Here is a 19,899-nt window from a genome sequence, read left to right as displayed (position 1 = left end):
CAGCCGCCAGACTCACCAATCCCGGGGAAGTCTCTAAGCGGAAGCGAGCGAGCAGGTCGCCTCCGGCCGCATCGCACTCCACCACTACTGGAAGCTCTCCAGCAGGCCACCGTGCCGCCAGGCCCAGCGCTGCTGTGGTCACCCCCGGGGAACCCTTCAAACTGCACAGTGCCACCAGCGTCACCTCACACCTCCATGCACCACGACGACACTGATCTGCCCGGCAGGCGCCGCGGCCAGCTGGCGCGCGTCATCCCGGGCCATCTGCAGCGACACCGCAGCAACTTGATCGTTGGCACTGGAGTGGACACCCGTCACCGTCGCATCCCATGCCGAGGAGCGGGACGCCGTGGAGCCGGTGGATGTGTCACTCGCCGCGGCCACCACCGTGACACGGCTTCCTGCCTGCAGATCGGAGGGATACTGGCCGACCTTCAGCCCCACCGCAGCCACCGCCTGCCCGGGCGGAGGAATCCGCGCGTCGCCCAGTATGTGCCGCGTCAGCAGGGTCCCCGCCGGCAGGGAGTAGGCAAAGGCGCGTCCCTGAACCTCTGACCGCGAGCGCGCGGGAATCACCGCGAGGCTGCTGTCCACCGAGATACTCACCTCGCGCACGTCCTGCGCGGACAGCTCCTGGCCTACGGTGACGGGGCGGGCCAGGACCAGTACGGCCTCTCGGTGGCCGAGCTGCGTGGCTACCACCACGCCTCCGGTCGCACAGCCAAGGACCAGGAGGACACCCAGCAACAGGTACGGCAGGCTACGGCGCCGCGACACACCCCTCACCCGAGCAGGCTTCTGGTCATCGCGACGACCAGTCCACCGACCAGTCGAAGATCCACCTCCCTCAACCTCAAGATCTGAGTGTGTGGGCGCACGGGTACCCATCAACGGCCTCCTCCGGGACAGGACTTCTCAGCACCGCGCCAAACGACGCGGCGATCGGGATTCACCTAGGGGGTTAGCCCCTCTTCCCACTGGATCCCAGGGGGAAGAGGCATCGGCGTCATCCGCCGTTGTTCAGCGCCTGGCTCTCCGCGACCCGGAAGGCCGCTGTCGACGTGGTCGTCAGATCGGGGAAGACGCCGCTCTGACCAGCGCCTGCCCAGGTCACCGTCCAGTGCACTGTCGCCGATACGGGATACGCACTGTCCGGCTGCCCAGCCGAAGACGAGCGGTAGGTATGGCCGCAATCCGGCGAAGCGCCCTTGGGCCTGTCCGAAGCCGAAGCCCTCGGCCCAGCGGTTCCGTACGGCGTCCCAGGGCCGTTGCACGTCACCGAGCTGCCGTCGCCCATCGTCCACACCACCAACGTCGGGCGGGCCACGGCTGTCACCGAGACCCCGGGCACCGATGCCGTGGCCGACACCGCATGCCACTGACTGCGGTCCAGCCACAACCAGGTCGGCAGGCTGACCAGTTGGTCGCCCGCCGGGTTCGTCTCAATCTGTGGCGACGGCAACCGCAACTGGTTACGTGCCGTCTGCGCCAGCTGGGCCGGAGTCGGCTGAGGAGCCTCAGCATCTTGCTCTGGCCCGTCCGGAATCCACACAGGAGGCCGGTACAGGGCATCCCGTACCCCTCCGGCAGTGCATTTGTACACGTACCACGCCCCGGACTCCCCCGGCTGCGAATCCGCCGCCGGCACCACCGAGCCCCGCGCATTCGGGAAATGAGCCGCCTGGGCCACCGCCACGCCACCGGCCGACCGGTCAACGTACGCGGCTTGCACCGCCGTCGGCGGGGACTGGTAGTCGCTGCGCTGATAGGAGCAGACCGCCAGATTCAGATCCGGGTTCCGGCTCTTCGGCCTTTCCTGGCCCCCGCGGCTGCTTCCACTGCCACCCGAACTGCCGCTGCCCGAGGAAGGCCCGCCGTTGTCGGGCCGAGGTGCACGGTCATGGCCACCCGACCCCGCGCCGAGCTCGCATCCTGGAAGCGGATTCTGGGAGCACTCCGCTGCTCCCCATGGGTCCCCAGCCACCGCGGTCCCCGCGCCCCCGACCGCTACGACGAGCGACAGACCGAAGATCACCGCTGGTCGCCTCAGCATGATCCCAGCCCGTCGACCGCGAAGCGTGTCACCTTCCACAAGCCGTCGGCCTGTTGCTTAACCTCAGCGGTGATTGCACGTCGGCCGCCAGGCTTGTCGTCCGCGAGCTTGCCGGTGTCCTTCGTGTACTGCAACCAGTCCGTCGAGTCTCCGCAGTCCTCGATCAGCACGGTGGTCGGCCGAGCCGACGGGGCCACCGAGGTCACCTCGGGAGAGTTCTTCGGCGCACCCTTGCTGACGAGCCCGTTGAGATGATCCGCGTACAGGACGCGGGACATCACCGACAACGCATCGCCGGTGGCGTGCACCGCCAGCTTCGGAGACCTCCAGTCCGCAGTCTTCCCCGCTTCCGCCATGTCCTGCCACATAGCCACATACGCTGCCCTGGCCCGCGCCCGGGAGACATCTGCCGGGGCCGCAGAAGACCCCGGAGGAGAGATCGCCCTGCTCTCGGGAGAGACAGCCGCTCTGTCAACCCGGGAGGGATCCGAACTCGCCGTACCAGATGCGCTACAGCTCGCGATCAACAGCAGCGCTACAGCGCTACAGGCCGTTCCGGCAGCCCGCCAGCCGACGCATGAGTACGCCGGTACAACCACCATGGTCACATCACCCCGCGAACGATGCAGATCCAACCGCCCCGATTCTGGGCGGACTCCAGGTCTACAGCCCTCATTCGTTCCTACTGCAAGGTGCGAACACGAACTAACTTCAAGGTGAGACCGACCACTTGACTGATTCTTTACTCTGAAGTGCGAACTAGGCTCTCGAATCCCCACGCCTACCAGTGCAGCCCAGAGGTGCAACAGCGTTCGCAGTCGCGTAATTGGGTTGAACAAGTCGCTGTTCTAGTTGCTCGGCACCGGCCCCGCGACCTCGCGCGACACCTGCCAGCCGCTGGACGTCCTCAGAGTCCCCTCCTCGCCTGCAGGGCTGGAATCGCGGCGATCTTCGCCACGTCGAGACGCTCCCAGAAGATGCCCGTGGGCCGGTGCGGCGTGGTGCAGGTGATGACCTCGTCGGGCGTGACGATCAGGTCGACGTTCACGTCATGTTCCGTCGTCGGAATCGGGACATCGATCACTTGCAGAGAGTGGACGGTGGTGACCACAAGGGTCTCCGCATTCACGAGCCCCGCTTCAGTGAGCAGTGCGAACTCGATGTCGGAGTACCCGGCTCCCTTGCCGATACGGGCGCCAGTGCGGTTGACCGCAACGCTGCCGAGTACTACCACATCGACGGGGCGGAGCGCGTCAACGTCAGCGGTGGGCGCGACGGTCGCCGCAACGCGGCTGGTCGCGGCCTCGTGTGGCGGCACCTCCAACACGGCCGGGTCAAGGACGTAGAAGGGCTTGGCCGTGGCCAGTTTCGGAACGGCCATGTAGACGAGCTTGCCCTCCGCCAGAGCGCGGGCGCGCACGGGGAGCTGGGCCTTGTCCGGCACCGCCTTGACGACCTTGGCGCGCTTCCAAGCATCGAGTGCGGCTAGGCGGTTGGCAGCACCCTCGGAGCCTTTGAAGTTGGGGATACGGCCGTGGGCTGTGACGTCGTAAACCGCGTCAGCCGCGTCGAGGGCGTCCCAAACCTGAGCCCTTACGCGTTCCTTGGCCTCGTCATGCGTCGCGGACAATCAGGTTCTCCTCACACTTACGTCGTTGCCATGAGCGCAAACAGCCGGTCATGGACGTCGGCGACGGTCGGCTCCTGCCGCCAGGGCCGCAGTTCCCGGGCTGCGCTGAACACTACGTTCAGCCCTCCACCACCTCGGGTCTGTTCCAGCTCCGCGATGGCATCGATAAGCGTGCTCACGGCGGCGTCGACCTCGCGTTGACGGATGTAGGCGAGCGTGAGGTTGCCCAACACGATTGCGCGGGACTTTCGCCGATCATGCAGTTCCGCGGCCGTCGTCTCCAGGAGGTGCTGGGAGCGTCGATACTGTCCGAGGGACAAGTAGCAGGATCCGGCGAGGCGGCCGAACTGAGTGGAGGATACGAGATCGGCTGAGGCGTCCATGCTGTCTGATCGCTCCAGCTGTCGTTGGGCGTCTTCGAGGGCCTGCTCGCAGTACTTCGCCTCGCCGAGCATGGCGTGCGCCTCTCCGGCGTGGAGGAGGGCGAGTCCTGTGACGGCCGGGCTGGTCGAGCGAGCGGTGTCAGCAGCTTGGAGTGCGAGATCCAGACCCGCACGTGGATCCTGGGCTCCGTAGAGGGCGACGTAGCTGGTCCGTAGGAGGGCGTGCCCTTCGAGCCTCTGGTCCCGTAGATGTCGAGCAAGCGTGACGCTCAGGTCGTAGTAGCTGCGTGCCGTCACGTGATCGCGTCGCTGTGAGGCATCCCAGACGAGTTGGCCCATGAGGGTGTAGGCGTCAGCCTGCAGGGAGAGCAGCTCGCGTTCGACCCGCCCGCGTGGAGCGCTCCGCGCCATGAAGGTGATCACGTTCAGCTGCTCGCCGCCCTTGGCGACGAGGCTGGCCGAGGGGTCTTGGTCGTACCGGGAGGCCAGCCCGTCGAACTCGTTGCGCAACCCAGCCACGCTATTGAGGTCAGTGTGGGCCTGATCGAGAATCCGTTTGTACCCGGTGGCATGAGAGCTCCCAGGACCAGGTCTATGGAGCAGGTCGTTCAATTGGTCGGCGCTGACCTTGAGTTCGGCAGCAATTCGAGGTCGCATCCATGGCTGTGGGGCCACGTTGCCGGCCTCCCAGCGCACGACCGTGGAGCGGTCCACGTCCAGCCGCTCGGCAAGCGCTTCCTGTGTGAGGCCCACGGCTTGGCGCCGCTCGGCAAGTCTCGGCCGCCTGCGTGCCATGACCTGACCCCCAAATTCCTTCTCTGACTCGCACGGGAACACGTCCAGGTCACGCCCACCGGTGCCACATGGATGCATCACCGACGCATCAATTCTGCCCTGGGAACACAGGAGTTGGCTCGGTTGTGTGGAGTTCTGTACTCCCGCAGCGAAGGGTCACGAGCGATGGTTCAGGACACACTCGCTTCTGCCTCCCCAAAAGGTGAGCAGTTAGGCGGCCATCTCGCTGCGCATCCGGTCCAGTGCATGCGCGGCGGCCTCACGGGTCTCGGGCAGTTGGATCCCGGCAGTACGCATGATCCGTTGGAGCTGGTGGGGAAGGCGCTGCATCACCGCCTCCCCGACGGCGGTGTCCAGGGATTCGGCGGCCCCCTTACGGTCGTCGGCGAGCAGCTGCACGTGCGCGACCGTCACGAGTTCAATCACACGCCATTGCGGTGCCACGGCCGTCGTCGGTGTCGGACTCTGCTCCACCAGCCGTATCGCGGTGCCCGTGCGGCCGGTGGCAACCAGGCCGCGCAGCCGGATCTCATGCAGAGAGAACGGATTGAACAGGCTGGTGTGCTCCACGGAGGACAGCAGGTCAGCGTTCTCGCGCATCACGCTGTCGAACAACTGTCTGTTGCCGAGCGTGCCTGCCGCACGGGCCAGCAGCGCAAGCGCGGCCGCACGTGCGTCGTCATCCGGAGCCACGGCCACCGCTCGGCACAAACGCTCCACAGCAGCACCCCGCAGGCGTGCCTTGCGCAGCTCGTTGCCGTGCATGCGCAGCGCGTACGAGGTCAAGGCCGGGTCCTCGAAGTGCTCGACCAGATCCAGGCTCTTGGCTGTCCAGCGCGCTGCGGTGCTAAGCCGTTCCTCCGGCAGTACGTTGCCGAGCGCCACGCCCAGACCCACGCGCGCGCGAGCGAGCAGGTGAAGGACATCCCGCTCCGTGTGCCCCTCCTCGACGCGGGCTTCGAGACGGGCGACCAGGGGCCACAGTTCCGAGACGGCCTCGGCTGCGTGGCCGGACTGGCGGGCAATTTCAGCAAGCCGCACGGTGGACTCGCCGAATTGCAGCATCGCCCGGTGATCGGTGTCAGCAATGTCGGTGACACCGAGGATGTGCGGTGGCAGGCGCAGGCACTCGCAGACGCGACGCCGGGAGCCGACATCATCCAGGGCGCGCTTTCCAAGTTCGAGCGCGGAGATGTACGTCTTGTCGTAGCCCAGGAGATCGCCGAGTTCAGTCTGGTTCAGACGGTGCACACGGCGGTAGAAGCGCAGGATGCTCGCCAAGTCGCCTGCGGCGAGGACAAGTTCCGCCTGCGGGGTGGCCCAGTGCCACTGCACGTGGTGTGTCGCTGGCCGGGGCACGAGCAGTCGGCGTCCGTCTCCGTTCTTCGCGATCTCTCCCCTGACCATCGTCATCTACATCCGCTCGTAGTCGTCCAGGTCAGCGGTGTCGCGGCGGTACCAAAGGGCGATGGCCTGCTTGTAGCCCTCGGGCATGTTCAACCCCGTCACTTCGTCCGCGGTGAACATGCCGAGCTGCTTGTGCTCGTGGCTGACGATCGGCGTCTGGTCAGGGGTGAGCACGGTGCAGCCGTACGTGACGATCAGAACCTTGCGACCAGGGATGGGCTCGTAGATCCACACGCCGCCCTCGATCAGCGGGCCGGCCTTCACCTCCCAGCCGGTCTCTTCCTGAATCTCCCGCTCCACTGCCGATTCAGGGCTGGCGTCGGTTGGTACGGCCCCGCCCGAACTACCGATCTCCAGGCGCCCACCGGGCAGCTCCCACTCATCGCGCTCGTTCTTCAGGAGCAGGACTCGGTCCTGTGCATCGAGAGCAACGCCCTTCACGGAGACGGGCCAAAGGGGCGGTGTATGCGTCATCGCGGTCCTCGTCCTGCGGTGTGCGAGCCGTGCTTTCGGAACGTAGCACGGCTCCCGCAACACACCGCCGAGCTGGGCGAATTGCCCGAGTCGACAATCAGTCGCTTTACCCCGCTGGCCGCGACTTCCCAGTCTGACCTCACCAACCTCGTTCGAAGGAGTACGGCGATGCCCGCTGCTGCCCCCACACGATCCGCGACCCTCTTCGCGTCCCACTACGTCGACGTTCGGGCCCCACACGCTGCCGACTCGATCGCTGAGCGGCTTCGCGAGAGCGGCCTGGTCACGGTCGACGGGCTCATGTCCCGGTCCGAGGTCCGTGCCTGTGCCTCCCAGTTCATGACCATCACGTCCCATCCCCACAGCGGACCCGATGGCCTCACCCCTATCCACGACACCGGCGCTCACGCCCACCGCGCCGGATTCGCCGGCTTGGGCAGCGGTGAGTTGGAGGCACACACCGACCGTGCCAGCGTCCCGGATCCGCCGCGCTTGGTGTTCTTCGTCTGTCTGCGGCCCGCGGCCGAGGGGGGCGATGTTCTCCTGGCCGATGGACGTGACGTACTCGGCAGCCTGTCCGGTGACGGCCGCGAGGCAGCCCTCATGCTCGCCAAACCTCGCACGGCGTACTACGGCGCCGGGGCCGGTCATGCCTCCCAGGTCTTCACCGTCCACGCCGACGGGCGGGTGTCGATCCGACTGCGGCAGGACGGTTTGGCTCGGTGGAGCCCGATGGTTCAGCCGTACCTCCCCACGCTCCGCCGGGCGATCGCAGGCTGCCAACGCCGACTGCGTCTCAGCACCGGACAGGGGTACATCGTGAACAACCAACGCTGGCTGCATGCCCGTCACGGCTTCTCCGGCGACCGGCTCTATCTGCGTGCGCTCGGCGAGCCCCGCATCTCCCTGTCCGCGGGCTTTGCCCCGGACTCCACAGGCGTGCTCCTGCCCAGGACCAGTGAGACTGTCTGATGTCACCCACGAGCATGGATGACGGAGCCGTGCGGCAGCGTGTGCTGCTCCTCGACCTGGACGGCGTTCTCGTCGACACACGACCGGTGATGGAAGAGGCATGGCACTCGGTCACGAGGGCCCACGGCATCGACGTGCCGTTCGAGGCGTACGAGCAGCACCTGGGCCGTCCCTTCGACGACATCATGGCTCGGCTCGGAATCGCCGATGCTGGCCGGGTTCACGAGACGTACTCGCAGGCGTCGCAGGCTGCCTCTCACCTGGCCCGTCACTTCAACGGCATGACGGAGGTACTGCACGCCTTCGCTGCCGCTGACTGGCGCCTCGGGATCGTGACGTCCAAGCCGCTGAATCGTGCCGCGCCACTCATAGCCCAGCTTGGCTGCCCGTTCGCCACTGTCCGCACGCCTGGGGGACCGGGGCGAGGCAAGCCGGCACCGGATCCACTCCTCCTCGCCCTGGTTGATCTCGCCGCCGACCCCGCATGTGGGACGTACGTGGGGGACATGGAGGTCGACCATGAGGCAGCCCGTCGAGCCGGGGTCCCGTACGTCCACGCCGGATGGGGATATGGGCGGCCTGGCACTCCGACGCCCGCAATCGCGCACTCCCCCAGTGATCTCCTGCAGCTGCTCGACGTGAGCAACAAGTCGGCTCCCTTCGTACCAGGGAGCCTGCTGTGAGCGCTTCAAAGCACAGCAGGTTAGGGGTTGTACGCACCCAAGGCGATGGAGGAACCATCTGGGCGCTCGTCGGCGAAGGAGCCCTCGCTAGCGTGCGCTCCGAACACATCACCACCAGCGGCCTTGAAGCTCTGCCACTTGATCGGCAGGAGCTGAACACACACGTCGAAAGCATGATGTCGGCGCTGGAGCAGTACAGCGCCCATCGGGCAGTGACACCTGGCGGCGCGAGTTGGCTGTACGTGCATCACGTTCCTGTGCGGCGCCTCGTCACCCAGCTCGTACGCAACCTGATGGCGCTCAATGCCTGGCCGCCCTTTGCCGAGGCTCCTGGTCGCATGACTCTCGCTCCGTACGAAGGGATGATCGACGTACGGCAAAGGAGCTCGCGAGAATACAGGCCCTACACAGTCACCTGGTCCGGCGTTGCCTACATCCTGGGCGCATCGGCCCCGTACAACCCCATGCAGTCCGCTCGGCTGCGGAAGCTCTCAGCTCATAGTCCGGAAGCCAAGCCGTTCCCAGACTCAACGTCCGAGATCCACCCGAAGACCGAGGTCGTAGCCCTGTCCTGGTCATCGCGGCATTGGCAGTCCCTCTTACCAGTGCTGGAGGAACTGGCTCGCGATGGACACCGAAGCGTCCTCGTCGACCTGGCAACCGATCCGACGGAACAGTGCTCCGCCCCGACGGCCGACGGCATCAGTCTGCTTCCGGTTCCAGCTGAAGCGTTCGCGGTTTCTGGAGGCCCTTCGACTCCGTCTCTAGATGACAAGGAGATCGAGGAGGCCGAACCCACAGTCCGATTGGGCGCGCACTCTGTTCGACTGCGACGAGTGGAGCAACTGGCATCTGCACTCCTAGCGATGGCCGGCGGATGCACACAGCCGTCGTGGCAGGCCACGACCATGGTGGAGCGGTGGTTCGAGGGGGTTCTCGACTCCACGCGCCCGCACACCGTGATCGTCAGCAACGACACCAGTCCACTGGGCGCGCTGGCCGTACACGCGTCCGAACGCCGCGGGATCAGCACGGTGCACCTCCAGCACGGCGCGTGGACAGAGGAGACGGTGGCGTGGCCAGCTCTGCACAGCCGCCACATCGTCGTCATGGGCGAACGCGATGCTGTCCTGGCGAATGCGTGGGCTCGCCATCCCGACGCCGAGGTGCACGTCTTGGGCCAACCCCGCTTTGACGCCCTCGCGGGACTGAGGCGTGAACCGCAGCGGCAATACCTCAAGAAGCTGCTGGCCACGGGGCTCGGCCGCAGACCTGAGCGCATCCTCGTGTGGGCTTGCCAGCCATTCGGTCCTGACCGCCTCCAGGCTCAAGCCGAGCTCCTCTTGGACGGGTTGGAGGGGGTCGAAGAAGACTGGGGACTCGTTATCACGCCCCACCCCGTTCAGAGCACCGACGTCTTCGACGATCTGCCCCAACGAAACGGCAGGACTCTCGTGGCCGTTGCCGACCGCCGAGTGGGAGCACGTGGCTGCCTCGCGGGCGCCGACGCTCTGGCGAGCGCCCACTCGACCTGCGGCATCGAGGCCGTACTTCTCAACATCCCGGTTCTTGAGATCGGTCTGCCCGGGGAACGCACGCTCAGACTCGCCGAGCACGGAATCGCACGCCGCTGCAGCACTGCCGAAGACATCGCCGACGCACTGACAGCACTGCGCACACCGCAGCCACCCCACACGCAAGCGGCGGCAGACGCCGTGTGCCGGTGGCGTGGAAACAGCGCCACCGAAATCGCCCAGCTGATCGTCGGACGAGCCAGCACCGACGCCGCGCAGCTTGACCACACCCGCCACGATGCCCCCGGCACCGCACCTGGCCTGCCGCAGGGCGAGGGAGTCCCTGTCCGATGACGAACCTGACCGCCGACACCGTTGCCGAACTCTTCACCGGCGCCACTACCTTGGCCAAGAGTGGCGAAAGAGTCAGCCCCCGCGGCATGGCAACCCGTGAAGTCCTCGACGTCCACATGCGGCTGACACAGCCCCGGGCGCGGCTGCTCTACGCGCCGCCTGCACGGATCCTGAACCCCGCGTTCTCGGCGGGCGAGACCGTCTGGCACCTATCCGGCTCGGACGCTCCCTGGATCTTCGACTACAACGCGAAGCTGCGGGAGTTCGCCGACGAAGGCGTCCTCCGCGGTGCGTACGGGCCACGGATGCGGAACTGGGCGGGGAATGTGGATCAGCTCCACCGTGTCGTCGAGATCCTCAAGGCGGATCCCGACTCTCGCCGAGCCGTGATCCAGCTCTACGACCCGGCGCAGGATGCCGCCGGGCACAAGGATGTCCCCTGCACCCTCGGCTTCTCCTTCCACCTGCGCGCCGGCCGACTACACATGTCGACGAGCATGCGCGGCCAGGACGTGTGGATCGGGCTGCCGTACGACCTGTTCTTCTACACGACCCTGCACGAGCTGGTCGCCGGCTGGCTCGACGCGGATCTCGGCGACTTCCACCACCACGTCAGCTCCCTGCACATCTACGAGCACCACATCAACCAGGCCGAGGAGCTCACCGAGATCACCGCGAGCCCGCTCATGCCCGAACTCACCACGCCGTGGGAGGGCTTCGACCACCTCCTCTCCCAGGTCGAAGTCGGAGCCGCGACCGGACACCCGGGCTGGGACGCCATGGCAGAGACGATGCGGAGCTACCGGCTGTGGAAGAGCGGGCTGCGCGAACAAGCGTGGCGTGCGGCGGACACCATCGCCGGGCCACTCGGCCAGGCGTTGATCGGCTGGTACGGCGAACTGGCTCGCCGCAACAAGGCTTCGGTCGCTCCCGCGTCGGCCAGAACGAGGTGACGTCAGCCATGGACCACGTCCCCTCCGTCATCCTCGGCCTGTGCTCCTACACCCACGACTCCGCCGCCGCACTCCTGGTCGACGGGGAGCTGATCGGTTTCGTGGAGGAAGAGCGCCTCTCCCAGGAGAAGCACACCCATGAGTACCCCCGCCGTGCCATCGACTGGCTGCTCGACGAGGCCGGGCTCGCCTCGGGCGACGTAGACGCGGTCGCGTACAACTTCCGGCCCATCCAATATCTCTTGGAATCCCCGGCCGCACTGGGCCTGGCGGTCTCAGCGACCACACGTAACCGAGCGCTGCCGAGGGCAGCTGGATTTGCGAGAGTCGCCGTCCGCACTCAACGACGGCTCCAGGCACTGGGCCGGAGTTTCCCCGGAGCCGGCATCTCGTCCATTCCGCATCATCGGGCCCATCAACTGACGGCCTTCGCCGCCTCCGGATGGAACGAGTCCGCGGTGCTCGTCGTAGACAGTCTCGGCGAACGCCAGACCACGACTATCGCCCATGCTCACCGTGACGCACGCCCGATCATCCGCACGGTGGAATCGATCAAGGACCCCGCCTCACTGGGGTACGTGTACGGGGCGGTCACCGAGCACCTCGGTTGGCACCGCGGCGACGAAGAGGGCACCGTCATGGCGCTCGCCGCTCTCGGCGACCCAGCACGCTTTCGACACCTCTTCGCCCGAGCTGTTCCCACGACGTCCACGGGCTTCGCCGTGGATCCCGTCTACTTCCCACCACGCGTCCTCGCCTCCGGCTACCCGCGAACCTCTCGGCGCTTCATCGATGAGACCTGCCCCGAGCGGCACCTGAGCGAGCCTCTCCAGGACGTCCACCAAGACCTGGCCGCCGCGCTCCAGGAGCGCACCGAGCAGGTAATGCTGCACCTGGCACGGCGTGCGCGGATGATCACAGGCTCACGACACCTATGTGTAGGTGGTGGAGTGGCCCTGAACTGCGTGAGCATCGGTCGGATCGTCGAAGGAAACATCTTCGACGAGGTCTTTGTGCCGCCTGCGCCGGGCGACGCCGGCACCGCGATCGGTGCCGCTGTCGCTGTGCACACCGACAGCGGTAGCCAGAAGCCCGTGGCCGGGGTCGCCCGCGCCTGTTACCTCGGGCCGTCCTACCCGGATCAAGCTCTCGACCTCACTCCCTACCCGGGGCTCCAACAGAAGACCCTGAGCATTGAAGTCGCGGAGTTCCTCGCCGACCAGCTCGCCCACGGCCTGATTGTCGGCGTGTTCCAGGGACGTGTGGAGGCCGGCCCTCGCGCGCTGGGGAACCGCTCGATCCTCGCCTCCCCTTTGCAGCCTGGCGTCGTGGAGCGGCTCAACGATGCTGTGAAGTTCCGCGAGCCGTTCCGGCCCTTCGCGCCCATGGTCCTGGCCGAGCGCGCGGAAGAGTTCTTCACCCTCGGCCAGGAGGCGCCGTACATGTCCTTGGCCTCCGGGGTGACAGACAACGCCCGCAAGCACATACCGGCCGTCATCCACGCCAACGGCACCTCGCGTCTGCAGACGGTCACCTCATCCCAGAACCCGTTCATGCACGAGGTCCTCCGAGCCTTCGCCCGCCGCACCGGTGTCCCGGTTCTGATCAACACCTCGCTCAACGTCAAGGGCAAGCCCATCTGCGGCACCCCGGCCATGGCCATCGACTGCCTCGCCAACTCCGGGCTGGATGCCCTGCTGTTGGAAGGCCGGTGGGTCACAAGATGAGGATCGGGTACAGCTTTTGGGGCTTCCTCGGCAACGGCATCACCGACACTCCCGACGGGGGTCGCAGCCATCGCCTCCCGCTGATCAACGCCCTCATCGACCGCGGGCACGAAGTCGTCTTCCTGCAGTCCAACCGCGATCTTCTCGAAGCCGGCGAAGACCTTCGGGACGCGTACGCCTTCGACGGCGGCTTCCCTGACATCGACATCCTCTTCCTGGAATGGCGCTGGCCGATCGAGAGGCGCAACACGACCCAATGCGGCACGGAAGGTCACGCCTGCGACTTGCACCGCCAAGCCGATCTCCTCAAGCACTACTCGACGCAGCGCGGCTTGCCCACCGTGATCTGGGACAAGGACCGGCAGCTGCGCCTCGAAAGCCCATGGCGCCGAGCCCCGAAGACCGCCGTGTGCGAAGCGGCCTTGGAACCCACGCAAGACGCCCACCGACTGCTCTTCCCCGTCGACGACCGGCTTCTGGCACAGGCAGATCCAATCGCCCTATCCACTCAGCCACGCGACATCGCACTCGGCTATGCCGGCAACCAGTACGACCGTGACGAGCCCTTCGACCGCTTCGTCAGCCCGGCCGCCGCGTGCGTCGAGCACCAGGTCGGCGGCAAATGGACCCGAACCAGCCGCTGGCCGCACGTCACCTTCCTGGGAAGGATCCCCTTCGAACAGGTGAAGCATCTGTACAGCCGTTCCCTGGCCACCGTGCTCCTGCTGCCGGAGCGATACGCCACGTCCGGCCAGATGACGCAGCGGATCTTCGAGGCGGTGCTCGCCGGCTGCCTTCCACTGGCTCCTTCCGACATCCGCCACGTCAACCGGTTCGTGCCCGAGGGCCTGATCGTGCACTCCGGCCGCCAGGTGATCCAGAGGATCAGACACCTCCAAGCGATCGCCGGCACCGAGCAGCACGCACAGCTGATCGCAACCTGTCTCAACCACCTGGATCTCTTTCGCCTCAGTCGGCAAGTCGATGCGCTGGAAGCCGTCTTCGAGATGGTCACGAGTACTGACACGGCACGGCAAGGAGCTGCCTGATGCAACAGACCCTCCAGGCCACCGAGCCTGGGTCATCCGTAGGCGATCCGGCGGCCGAGCCGTCCGGACACCTGAGCACGCCTAGAGTGGAGCACCATGAGGAAGGTCGCCATCGTCGGCTGCGGAGGCAGCGGCAAGTCCTACGTCGCGCGCGAGCTGGGGAAGATCTTGGATGCCCCGGTGACGCATCTGGACGCCGCGTTCTACGACGACGAATGGAGCGAGCTGCCGAAGGAGAAGTTCGCCGAGCTGCAGCGCGAACTTGTCGCGCAGCCGAGTTGGGTGATCGACGGCAACTACAACTCGACCCTGCAGATCCGGCTCGAAGCGTGCGACACGGTGGTCCTGATGGACGTGTCGACCATTGCGGCGCTCTTTGGGATCTTCTCTCGGCAGATCCGGCACGGAGCTGGACACAAGGGGAACGGCGTACACAACCGCATCCACTGGGGTGTGATCAAGTACGTGGCGACGTACCGGAGGAAGATGCGTCCTCGCGTCATGTCCAAGATCGAGCAGTTCGCCGCCGGCCGAGCCGAAGTGGTGCTGCTGGCCAACCGGCGGCAGACGCGGAGCTGGTTGCGGAAGGCCGCCGGCAAGCACAGCTGAGCCAGCCTCGCCCCCGAGTGGGGTGGGCGGCATGAGCGACAACCCGTTCCTAGATCCTGCCCGTCAGGCCGACCTGTACGGTGATCCGTCTCGGCTGGCCGGCCGGTCAAGCGCGTTGATGCGGGCCAAGACCGCAGGTCGGCCGGTACCCGACGTCATGGTCCAGCTGGTGAAGGTGCACCACCGGCATGCCCAGAACCTCGGTCTCGTCGTGGATATCGGTTGTGGCCGCGGAACGAGCAGCCAGGTTCTCTCTGAGCGACTCCGCCCGGTCCGCCTCGTCGGCCTGGACGCGGCCCCAGCACTCGTCGCCCAGGCCCGCCGACGAGTCGGCCGCATCCCAGACGTAGGGGTGAGCTTCCTCCAGGGAGACTTCCACCAGCTGCCCGTGGCAAGCGCCGCATGTGATCTGGCCGTCGCTGCCTTCTGCCTCTACCACTCGCCCCGTCCAGAGAACGTCATCGCAGAGATCGCCCGTGTCCTCGCACCTGAGGGCTTAGCTGTGCTCATCACGAAGAGTCGCGACAGTTACCGGGAGCTGGACACCTTGGTCGCGACCTCCGGCCTCGACGCCCGGGCCGCGCACCACGAGAGCCTCTACGTCTCCGCGCACAGCCGCAACCTCGCCGATCTGGTGAAGCTGTCACTCGACGTCATTACGACCGAGCACGAGGAGCACAGCTTCACGTTCGACGGGCACGACCACATCGCGGAATACCTGGCCACCAATCCGAAGTACGACCTCTCCCCCGGCCTGTACGGGAAGCCGGCCGCACTCGCCGCGACGCTGCACGAATTCCTCCCGGATCGGCCGATCGCTACCAACTCCACGATCACGTACGTGGTCGCCGGGCCCCGGGGAGGCAGGCCGTGACGATCACCTACTTCACCAAGTTCTACGGCACCGCGGAGCAGGCCGCCGCCGCGGCACAGCACTATGCATGGCTCGCTGCTCATGCGAAGCCGTTGAGGCAGCCGACGCTGAGGGTGATCGGCCCGACCAGTCTCACGGTCGAACGGATCCAGGGCCGTCACGCCGCAGCGGAGGACCTGACAACGCTGGCCGGACTGCTGGGCGACGCCCACGGCGCCGCATGGGTCAGCGATCTCCACCAGGCCAATGTGGAAACGCCCCACCACTTCGGCGACGGGGCGAGTCTCGACGATTACCTCCACCCACGTGAAGCAGCACTGCGCCAGCGCCACCGACAGGGCTATCTCCCGACTCACAGCGCACTGATCGCGATGCTGACCCTCTTGAGGACGACGGCCGAGGGACCAGCCGCCTTCTACAAGGACAGCAACCTGAGGAACTTCCTGATAACCGAGGACGACACGGTCTTCGCCGTCGACCCCGACGACCTCACGCTGGCCCCGTTCGCGTACGACCTGGCCAAGCTCATCACGTCACTGCTCCTGACGTACGGACCGCTTCCCGAGGAGAGCGTCGGCAAGGCCCTGGCCGCTTACAACGAAGCCGCCGCGTGCCACGACGGACAACTCGGTACGACGAACCGCGACTGCCTCGACGACTTCCTCGCTCTACACGCCGTTCTGACTGCCCCGTACGTAGGACGCCACGGCTACGGCCGCCCCCGTCCCTCCGATCGCATCAAGGACCTGTCGTGATCACCACCGAACTCGTCTTCCTCCGTCACGGTGAAGCCCAATGCAACGTCGACGGTGTCGTCGGTGGCCCTGCCACCTGCACCGGCCTCACTGATGCCGGCTATCTACAGGTCGAGAAGGCCGCTGCTCGCCTGGCCGCCGAACACCGGGACCAGCCGTTCACCGCGCTCTGCGCCGGCCCCCGCTTGCGTCTACACCAGACAGGCGAGATCCTCTCTCAGACCCTGCGGCTACCGTTGCGCACCGAGACCGGTCTCGACGGCCCCATCCACGGTGCAGCCGACGGTAGGCCCTGGCCCGAGGTGAAAACAGCGGCCAGCGGCGGACCGCACGCCCATCCCGACACCCCTTGGGCGGCGGGCTCCGACACCTGGAACGGCTACCTGCAGCGCGCGGGCGCCTTCCTCCACGAACTCATCGAGCAGTACGAGGGCGAGCGCGTTCTCGTCGCCGCCCACGGCGAGACTGTGATTGTCGCGCACACCTTGCTGCTTGCGATCCCTCTGGGCATGCCTGCGGGATTCACCGTGGACCACGCGTCCGTCACCCGCTGGCAACACCATCACAACCGGTTCGGCCAGCGCCGATGGATGCTCAACTGCCACAACGACACTGCCCACTTGGCTGTTCCGACACCGCGGACTACATCGTGATCACCGCACTCGACGACCCGCGTCTCGAACTTGCGCGCAAGACAGTCGGAGCGATCCGGATCGTCCCCGATCCCACCCTTCCGCCGCGTCTCCTGCGCCTCGTGGACACCCGTGGACAGGCATACCTCGCCAAACAGCACACCCGGCACGACCGGTACGCCCAGGAGGCCCAGGCCTATCTGATGTGGCAGCAACTCCTCCGCGGCTACACCGCCCAGCTGATCGGCCGACAGGACTCCACGTACACGCTCCTGTTCACTGCCCTCCCCGGGGACTGCGCCGCAGCCGTGGAACATGACACGGCCGAGGAGGAGCGAGCGCACCACGCTGCGGGACTCGTGTTGGGCACGCTCCACCGCGCCAATTCGATGGGCACCAGCAATGCGATCGGCTCGGAACTGGCGCAGCGCCTCCGCTCCTGGACTGCCAAGGCCGACCAAGCCGACCTCATCTCGACGAGCGAGCGCCGATGGCTCCTTCACTCCGCGACCAGACTGGCGGACAGCTCCATGGACAGCTCGATCTGCCATCTCGACTACCAGCCCAGAAACTGGCTCGTAGCTACCGGGCGGTTCTGGATCTGCGACTTCGAGCACACACGCCGGGATGCCCGTGTCCGGGACTTCGCCCGGCTTGAGTACCGCCGCTGGCAGGCCATGCCCCACCTACGCGAGGCGTTCTTCGACGGCTATGGGGCTCAACTGACCGGGACCGAGCAGCAACTGCTGGAGCTCTTCGGCGCGATCGAGGCCGCCACCGCGCTCGTCCGCGGCCATGAGCAAGACGACATCGCCCTCCGTGCCCACGGCGGGAGCGTCCTTTCCCGGCTGAAGTAACCGCCCCCGAACCCAGGAGCATCCAGTGTCAGAACGCCCTTCTTCCCTGGTCACCGAAACCCCACGGCGCGCCGTGGTGACCGGCGTCGCCGGCTTCATCGGCTCCCACCTCGCCCAGGCGCTGCTGGAGTCTGGCGCGACCGTGGTCGGCGTCGACAGACGCAACCCCGCTACCGATCAGACTGCCGGCACCAACCTCGCGTCCCTCCACGGGTTTCCGAAGTACATGCACATCACCGCCGATCTGCTCACCTGCGCGATCGACCCGGTTCTCTTCGACGCGGACGTCATATTCCACCTGGCAGGGGTTCCTGGCGTACGGCCATCGTGGGGACCGCAGTTCAACGACTACGTGGGCTCCAATATCCTCGCCACCCAGCGCCTGATCGAGGCCGCTACGCGCTTGAATGTGCCCCAACTGGTCGTCGCGTCCTCCTCCAGCATCTACGGATCGACCAGCGGTGGCCCAAGCGGCGAGAACGACGTGCCTCGGCCGGCTTCGCCCTACGCGGTCACGAAGCTCGCCGAGGAGCAGCTCTGTCTGGCTCACGCCGCCCGGGGCGACCGTCCCATCAGCGTGGTCGCCTTGCGGTACTTCAGCGTGTATGGCCCGAGACAGCGCTCCGACATGTTCGCTCACCGCGCTCTCAAGGCCGCCCTCACCGGACAGCCGCTGCGTCTGTACGGGGATGGGCACCAGCGACGGGATTTCACCTACATCGACGACGCGGTCGCTGCGACTGCGGCCACCGCGGCTGCACCCAATGCCCAGGGCATCATCAACGTGGGCGGCGGCTCCAACGTCTCCCTGCTGGAAGTGATCAACATCGCTGAGAGCTTGGTCGGCCGTGACATCCAGATTCACACGGACAAAGCACTTGGCGGCGACGTACCCGTCACCAGGGCCGATCCTCGCCGTGCCAACGAGCTCCTCGGCTGGTGTCCGGCAGTCGATCTACACGACGGCCTACGCGCCCAAATGCGGACTATGACGCAGTCCGCCTACGACAACGCAGCCGCCTGACCCCGTTCACGACCGTCCTGGAGTTGCTGTGGAGAGCCCCGAAAAAGCACGGCTGCAAGCCTACTTCCGCCGGATCACCGAGCAATTCCCCACAGACGGCGAGATCAGCTCCCTGATCATCACCCACCTACTCCCCGAACGACCCGCGTTCCTCGCCGCGATGGCCCGCATCTCTACGGTCGCAGCCGTACTGCCCAAACCCAGGTCCGTCAGAGAGTCGGCACTGTCCGAAGTCCGCCACGCCTACCCCGTCCACGATCTCAGCCGCGATCTGTTCTCCGACGCGACCAGCGCCCTCGACTACCTTGAAACCACGGTGCCCGGCCGAGACGTTGTACTACTCGACATCGGCGGCTACTTCGCCCCCAGCCTCGACATCCTCGTCGACAAGTTCTCTGGCCGGATCCGAGGTGTTGTCGAGGACACCGAGAACGGACACCAGCGGTATGCGGCACTCGATCAACTGCGTTGCCCCGTCATCTCCGTGGCTCGTTCCCCGCTGAAGGACTGCGAGGACCACCTCGTGGGCCGGTCCATTGTGTTCTCGACCGACGCCCTGGTGCGGAGCCGAGGAGACATTCTCACCAGCCGCGGCGCCGTGGTGATCGGTTTCGGCAAGGTCGGCCGTGCCATTGCTCAGACGCTGCGCGCCCATGACCTGCGGGTCACCGTGTACGACCGAGATCCAGTCAAACGAGTGCAAGCCCTCTCCCAAGGCTTCTGGGCAACCGCGTCCTGCGCAGAGGCGATCCGCGACGCCGAACTCGTCCTCTGCGCCACGGGCAACATGGCACTCCGGCAACGCGACTTCGAGGCCCTTCGCAACGGCGCGTACGTCGCCTCGGTGACCTCCTCCGAGGACGAACTCGACCTCGGCTCCCTCGACGGCCTCTACCGGCGCACTCCCGTCGAGCAACAGATGACTCGCTACGAGACCACCGGCCATTACTTCTACATGCTCGCCGACGGCGGAGCTGTCAACTTCGTGCACGGGGCAGCCGTCGGCTCCTACATACATCTCGTCCAGGCCGAGATCCTCGCGGCCACTGCCGCTCTCAGCGGCAACCGTTATGACTCCGGACTCCACGAGCTCCCCGCAACCGACCGCGACGCCATCGCAACAGTTTGGCTCGACCACTTCGCAAGGTGATCAA

Annotated in this window: 20 protein-coding genes and 1 pseudogene; 14 read left to right on the top strand and 7 right to left on the bottom strand. The window is 66.4% G+C overall.

Translation table 11 applies throughout. From position 1 onward, the window contains the following. Nucleotides 1–180 precede the first annotated feature (180 nt). The gene (locus ACN20J_RS36910; RefSeq protein ID WP_266761222.1) at nucleotides 181–705 is read right to left on the bottom strand and encodes an SAF domain-containing protein; all 525 of its coding nucleotides are present in this window, start codon (nucleotides 703–705) and stop codon (nucleotides 181–183) included. 503 nt (nucleotides 706–1,208) lie between these two features. Here ACN20J_RS36910 and ACN20J_RS36905 point away from each other — a divergent pair. Then, nucleotides 1,209–1,382 carry a hypothetical protein gene (locus ACN20J_RS36905; protein ID WP_266761220.1) on the top strand — a complete coding sequence of 58 codons (174 nt, stop codon included), beginning with the start codon at nucleotides 1,209–1,211 and terminating at the stop codon, nucleotides 1,380–1,382. A 664-nt stretch (nucleotides 1,383–2,046) separates the two neighbouring features. Here ACN20J_RS36905 and ACN20J_RS36900 read toward each other — a convergent pair. The 6 genes and pseudogenes from ACN20J_RS36900 to ACN20J_RS36875 form a co-directional block, all read right to left on the bottom strand. Further along, on the bottom strand, nucleotides 2,047–2,421 hold the full coding sequence (locus ACN20J_RS36900; RefSeq protein ID WP_266761218.1) for a hypothetical protein: 375 nt from the start codon (nucleotides 2,419–2,421) through the stop codon (nucleotides 2,047–2,049). Between the two features lie 539 nt (nucleotides 2,422–2,960). Continuing rightward, the gene (locus ACN20J_RS36895) at nucleotides 2,961–3,683 is read right to left on the bottom strand and encodes a 5-formyltetrahydrofolate cyclo-ligase (protein WP_266761216.1); all 723 of its coding nucleotides are present in this window, start codon (nucleotides 3,681–3,683) and stop codon (nucleotides 2,961–2,963) included. Between the two features lie 17 nt (nucleotides 3,684–3,700). Beyond that, a complete protein-coding gene (locus tag ACN20J_RS36890; protein WP_266761293.1) occupies nucleotides 3,701–4,576 on the bottom strand; it encodes a transcriptional regulator in 876 nt (291 codons plus the stop codon). A 105-nt stretch (nucleotides 4,577–4,681) separates the two neighbouring features. Then, a pseudogene (locus ACN20J_RS36885) lies at nucleotides 4,682–4,861 on the bottom strand (helix-turn-helix transcriptional regulator); the annotation flags it as partial. Nucleotides 4,862–5,071: 210 nt separating this feature from the next. Next, nucleotides 5,072–6,274, bottom strand: a complete 1,203-nt coding sequence (locus ACN20J_RS36880; protein WP_266761214.1) for a helix-turn-helix domain-containing protein — start codon at nucleotides 6,272–6,274, stop codon at nucleotides 5,072–5,074. Next, complete coding sequence (locus tag ACN20J_RS36875) at nucleotides 6,275–6,709, bottom strand: NUDIX hydrolase (protein WP_266761212.1); 435 nt, start codon at nucleotides 6,707–6,709, stop codon at nucleotides 6,275–6,277. It abuts the gene before it with no gap. Nucleotides 6,710–6,910: 201 nt separating this feature from the next. Between ACN20J_RS36875 and ACN20J_RS36870 the strand changes: the two genes are divergently transcribed. The 13 genes from ACN20J_RS36870 (at nucleotide 6,911) to ACN20J_RS36810 (ending at nucleotide 19,895) form a co-directional block, all read left to right on the top strand. After that, on the top strand, nucleotides 6,911–7,714 hold the full coding sequence (locus ACN20J_RS36870) for a TauD/TfdA family dioxygenase (RefSeq protein ID WP_266761210.1): 804 nt from the start codon (nucleotides 6,911–6,913) through the stop codon (nucleotides 7,712–7,714). Then, nucleotides 7,714–8,397: an HAD family hydrolase gene (locus tag ACN20J_RS36865; protein ID WP_266761208.1), complete on the top strand. Its 684-nt coding sequence runs from the start codon at nucleotides 7,714–7,716 to the stop codon at nucleotides 8,395–8,397. The genes ACN20J_RS36870 and ACN20J_RS36865 overlap by 1 nt, the downstream gene beginning before the upstream one ends. Before the next feature lie 92 nt (nucleotides 8,398–8,489). Then, on the top strand, nucleotides 8,490–10,265 hold the full coding sequence (locus ACN20J_RS36860; RefSeq protein WP_266761206.1) for a hypothetical protein: 1,776 nt from the start codon (nucleotides 8,490–8,492) through the stop codon (nucleotides 10,263–10,265). After that, complete coding sequence (locus ACN20J_RS36855; protein ID WP_266761205.1) at nucleotides 10,262–11,218, top strand: thymidylate synthase; 957 nt, start codon at nucleotides 10,262–10,264, stop codon at nucleotides 11,216–11,218. The genes ACN20J_RS36860 and ACN20J_RS36855 overlap by 4 nt, the downstream gene beginning before the upstream one ends. Nucleotides 11,219–11,226: 8 nt before the next feature. Then, nucleotides 11,227–12,945, top strand: coding sequence for a carbamoyltransferase (locus ACN20J_RS36850; RefSeq protein WP_266761204.1), 1,719 nt, complete (start codon nucleotides 11,227–11,229; stop codon nucleotides 12,943–12,945). Next, nucleotides 12,930–13,994 (top strand): glycosyltransferase family protein, encoded by a 1,065-nt coding sequence (locus ACN20J_RS36845; RefSeq protein WP_266761202.1) that lies wholly within the window; start codon nucleotides 12,930–12,932, stop codon nucleotides 13,992–13,994. The genes ACN20J_RS36850 and ACN20J_RS36845 overlap by 16 nt, the downstream gene beginning before the upstream one ends. A gap of 96 nt (nucleotides 13,995–14,090) precedes the next feature. Further along, nucleotides 14,091–14,603 (top strand): topology modulation protein, encoded by a 513-nt coding sequence (locus ACN20J_RS36840; RefSeq protein WP_266761200.1) that lies wholly within the window; start codon nucleotides 14,091–14,093, stop codon nucleotides 14,601–14,603. A gap of 31 nt (nucleotides 14,604–14,634) precedes the next feature. Next, on the top strand, nucleotides 14,635–15,477 hold the full coding sequence (locus tag ACN20J_RS36835; RefSeq protein ID WP_266761198.1) for a class I SAM-dependent methyltransferase: 843 nt from the start codon (nucleotides 14,635–14,637) through the stop codon (nucleotides 15,475–15,477). Further along, entirely contained in the window at nucleotides 15,474–16,232 is a 759-nt protein-coding gene (locus tag ACN20J_RS36830; protein ID WP_266761196.1) for a phosphotransferase, read from the top strand. Before ACN20J_RS36835 ends, ACN20J_RS36830 begins: the two co-directional genes overlap by 4 nt. Beyond that, nucleotides 16,229–16,885, top strand: coding sequence for a histidine phosphatase family protein (locus ACN20J_RS36825; RefSeq protein ID WP_266761194.1), 657 nt, complete (start codon nucleotides 16,229–16,231; stop codon nucleotides 16,883–16,885). Before ACN20J_RS36830 ends, ACN20J_RS36825 begins: the two co-directional genes overlap by 4 nt. Then, nucleotides 16,882–17,721, top strand: coding sequence for a phosphotransferase (locus ACN20J_RS36820; protein ID WP_266761192.1), 840 nt, complete (start codon nucleotides 16,882–16,884; stop codon nucleotides 17,719–17,721). The genes ACN20J_RS36825 and ACN20J_RS36820 overlap by 4 nt, the downstream gene beginning before the upstream one ends. 25 nt (nucleotides 17,722–17,746) lie before the next feature. After that, entirely contained in the window at nucleotides 17,747–18,745 is a 999-nt protein-coding gene (locus ACN20J_RS36815; RefSeq protein WP_266761190.1) for an NAD-dependent epimerase/dehydratase family protein, read from the top strand. A gap of 28 nt (nucleotides 18,746–18,773) precedes the next feature. After that, a complete protein-coding gene (locus ACN20J_RS36810; RefSeq protein ID WP_266761188.1) occupies nucleotides 18,774–19,895 on the top strand; it encodes an adenosylhomocysteinase in 1,122 nt (373 codons plus the stop codon). The last annotated feature ends 4 nt before the right edge of the window (nucleotides 19,896–19,899 follow it).

The organism is Streptomyces sp. 2-1 (assembly GCF_048564895.1).
In the GTDB taxonomy this organism is placed as follows: domain Bacteria; phylum Actinomycetota; class Actinomycetes; order Streptomycetales; family Streptomycetaceae; genus Streptomyces; species Streptomyces phaeochromogenes.
The sequence above is the reverse complement of the archived record's forward strand: the minus strand, read 5'-3'. Positions and strand labels throughout refer to the sequence as shown.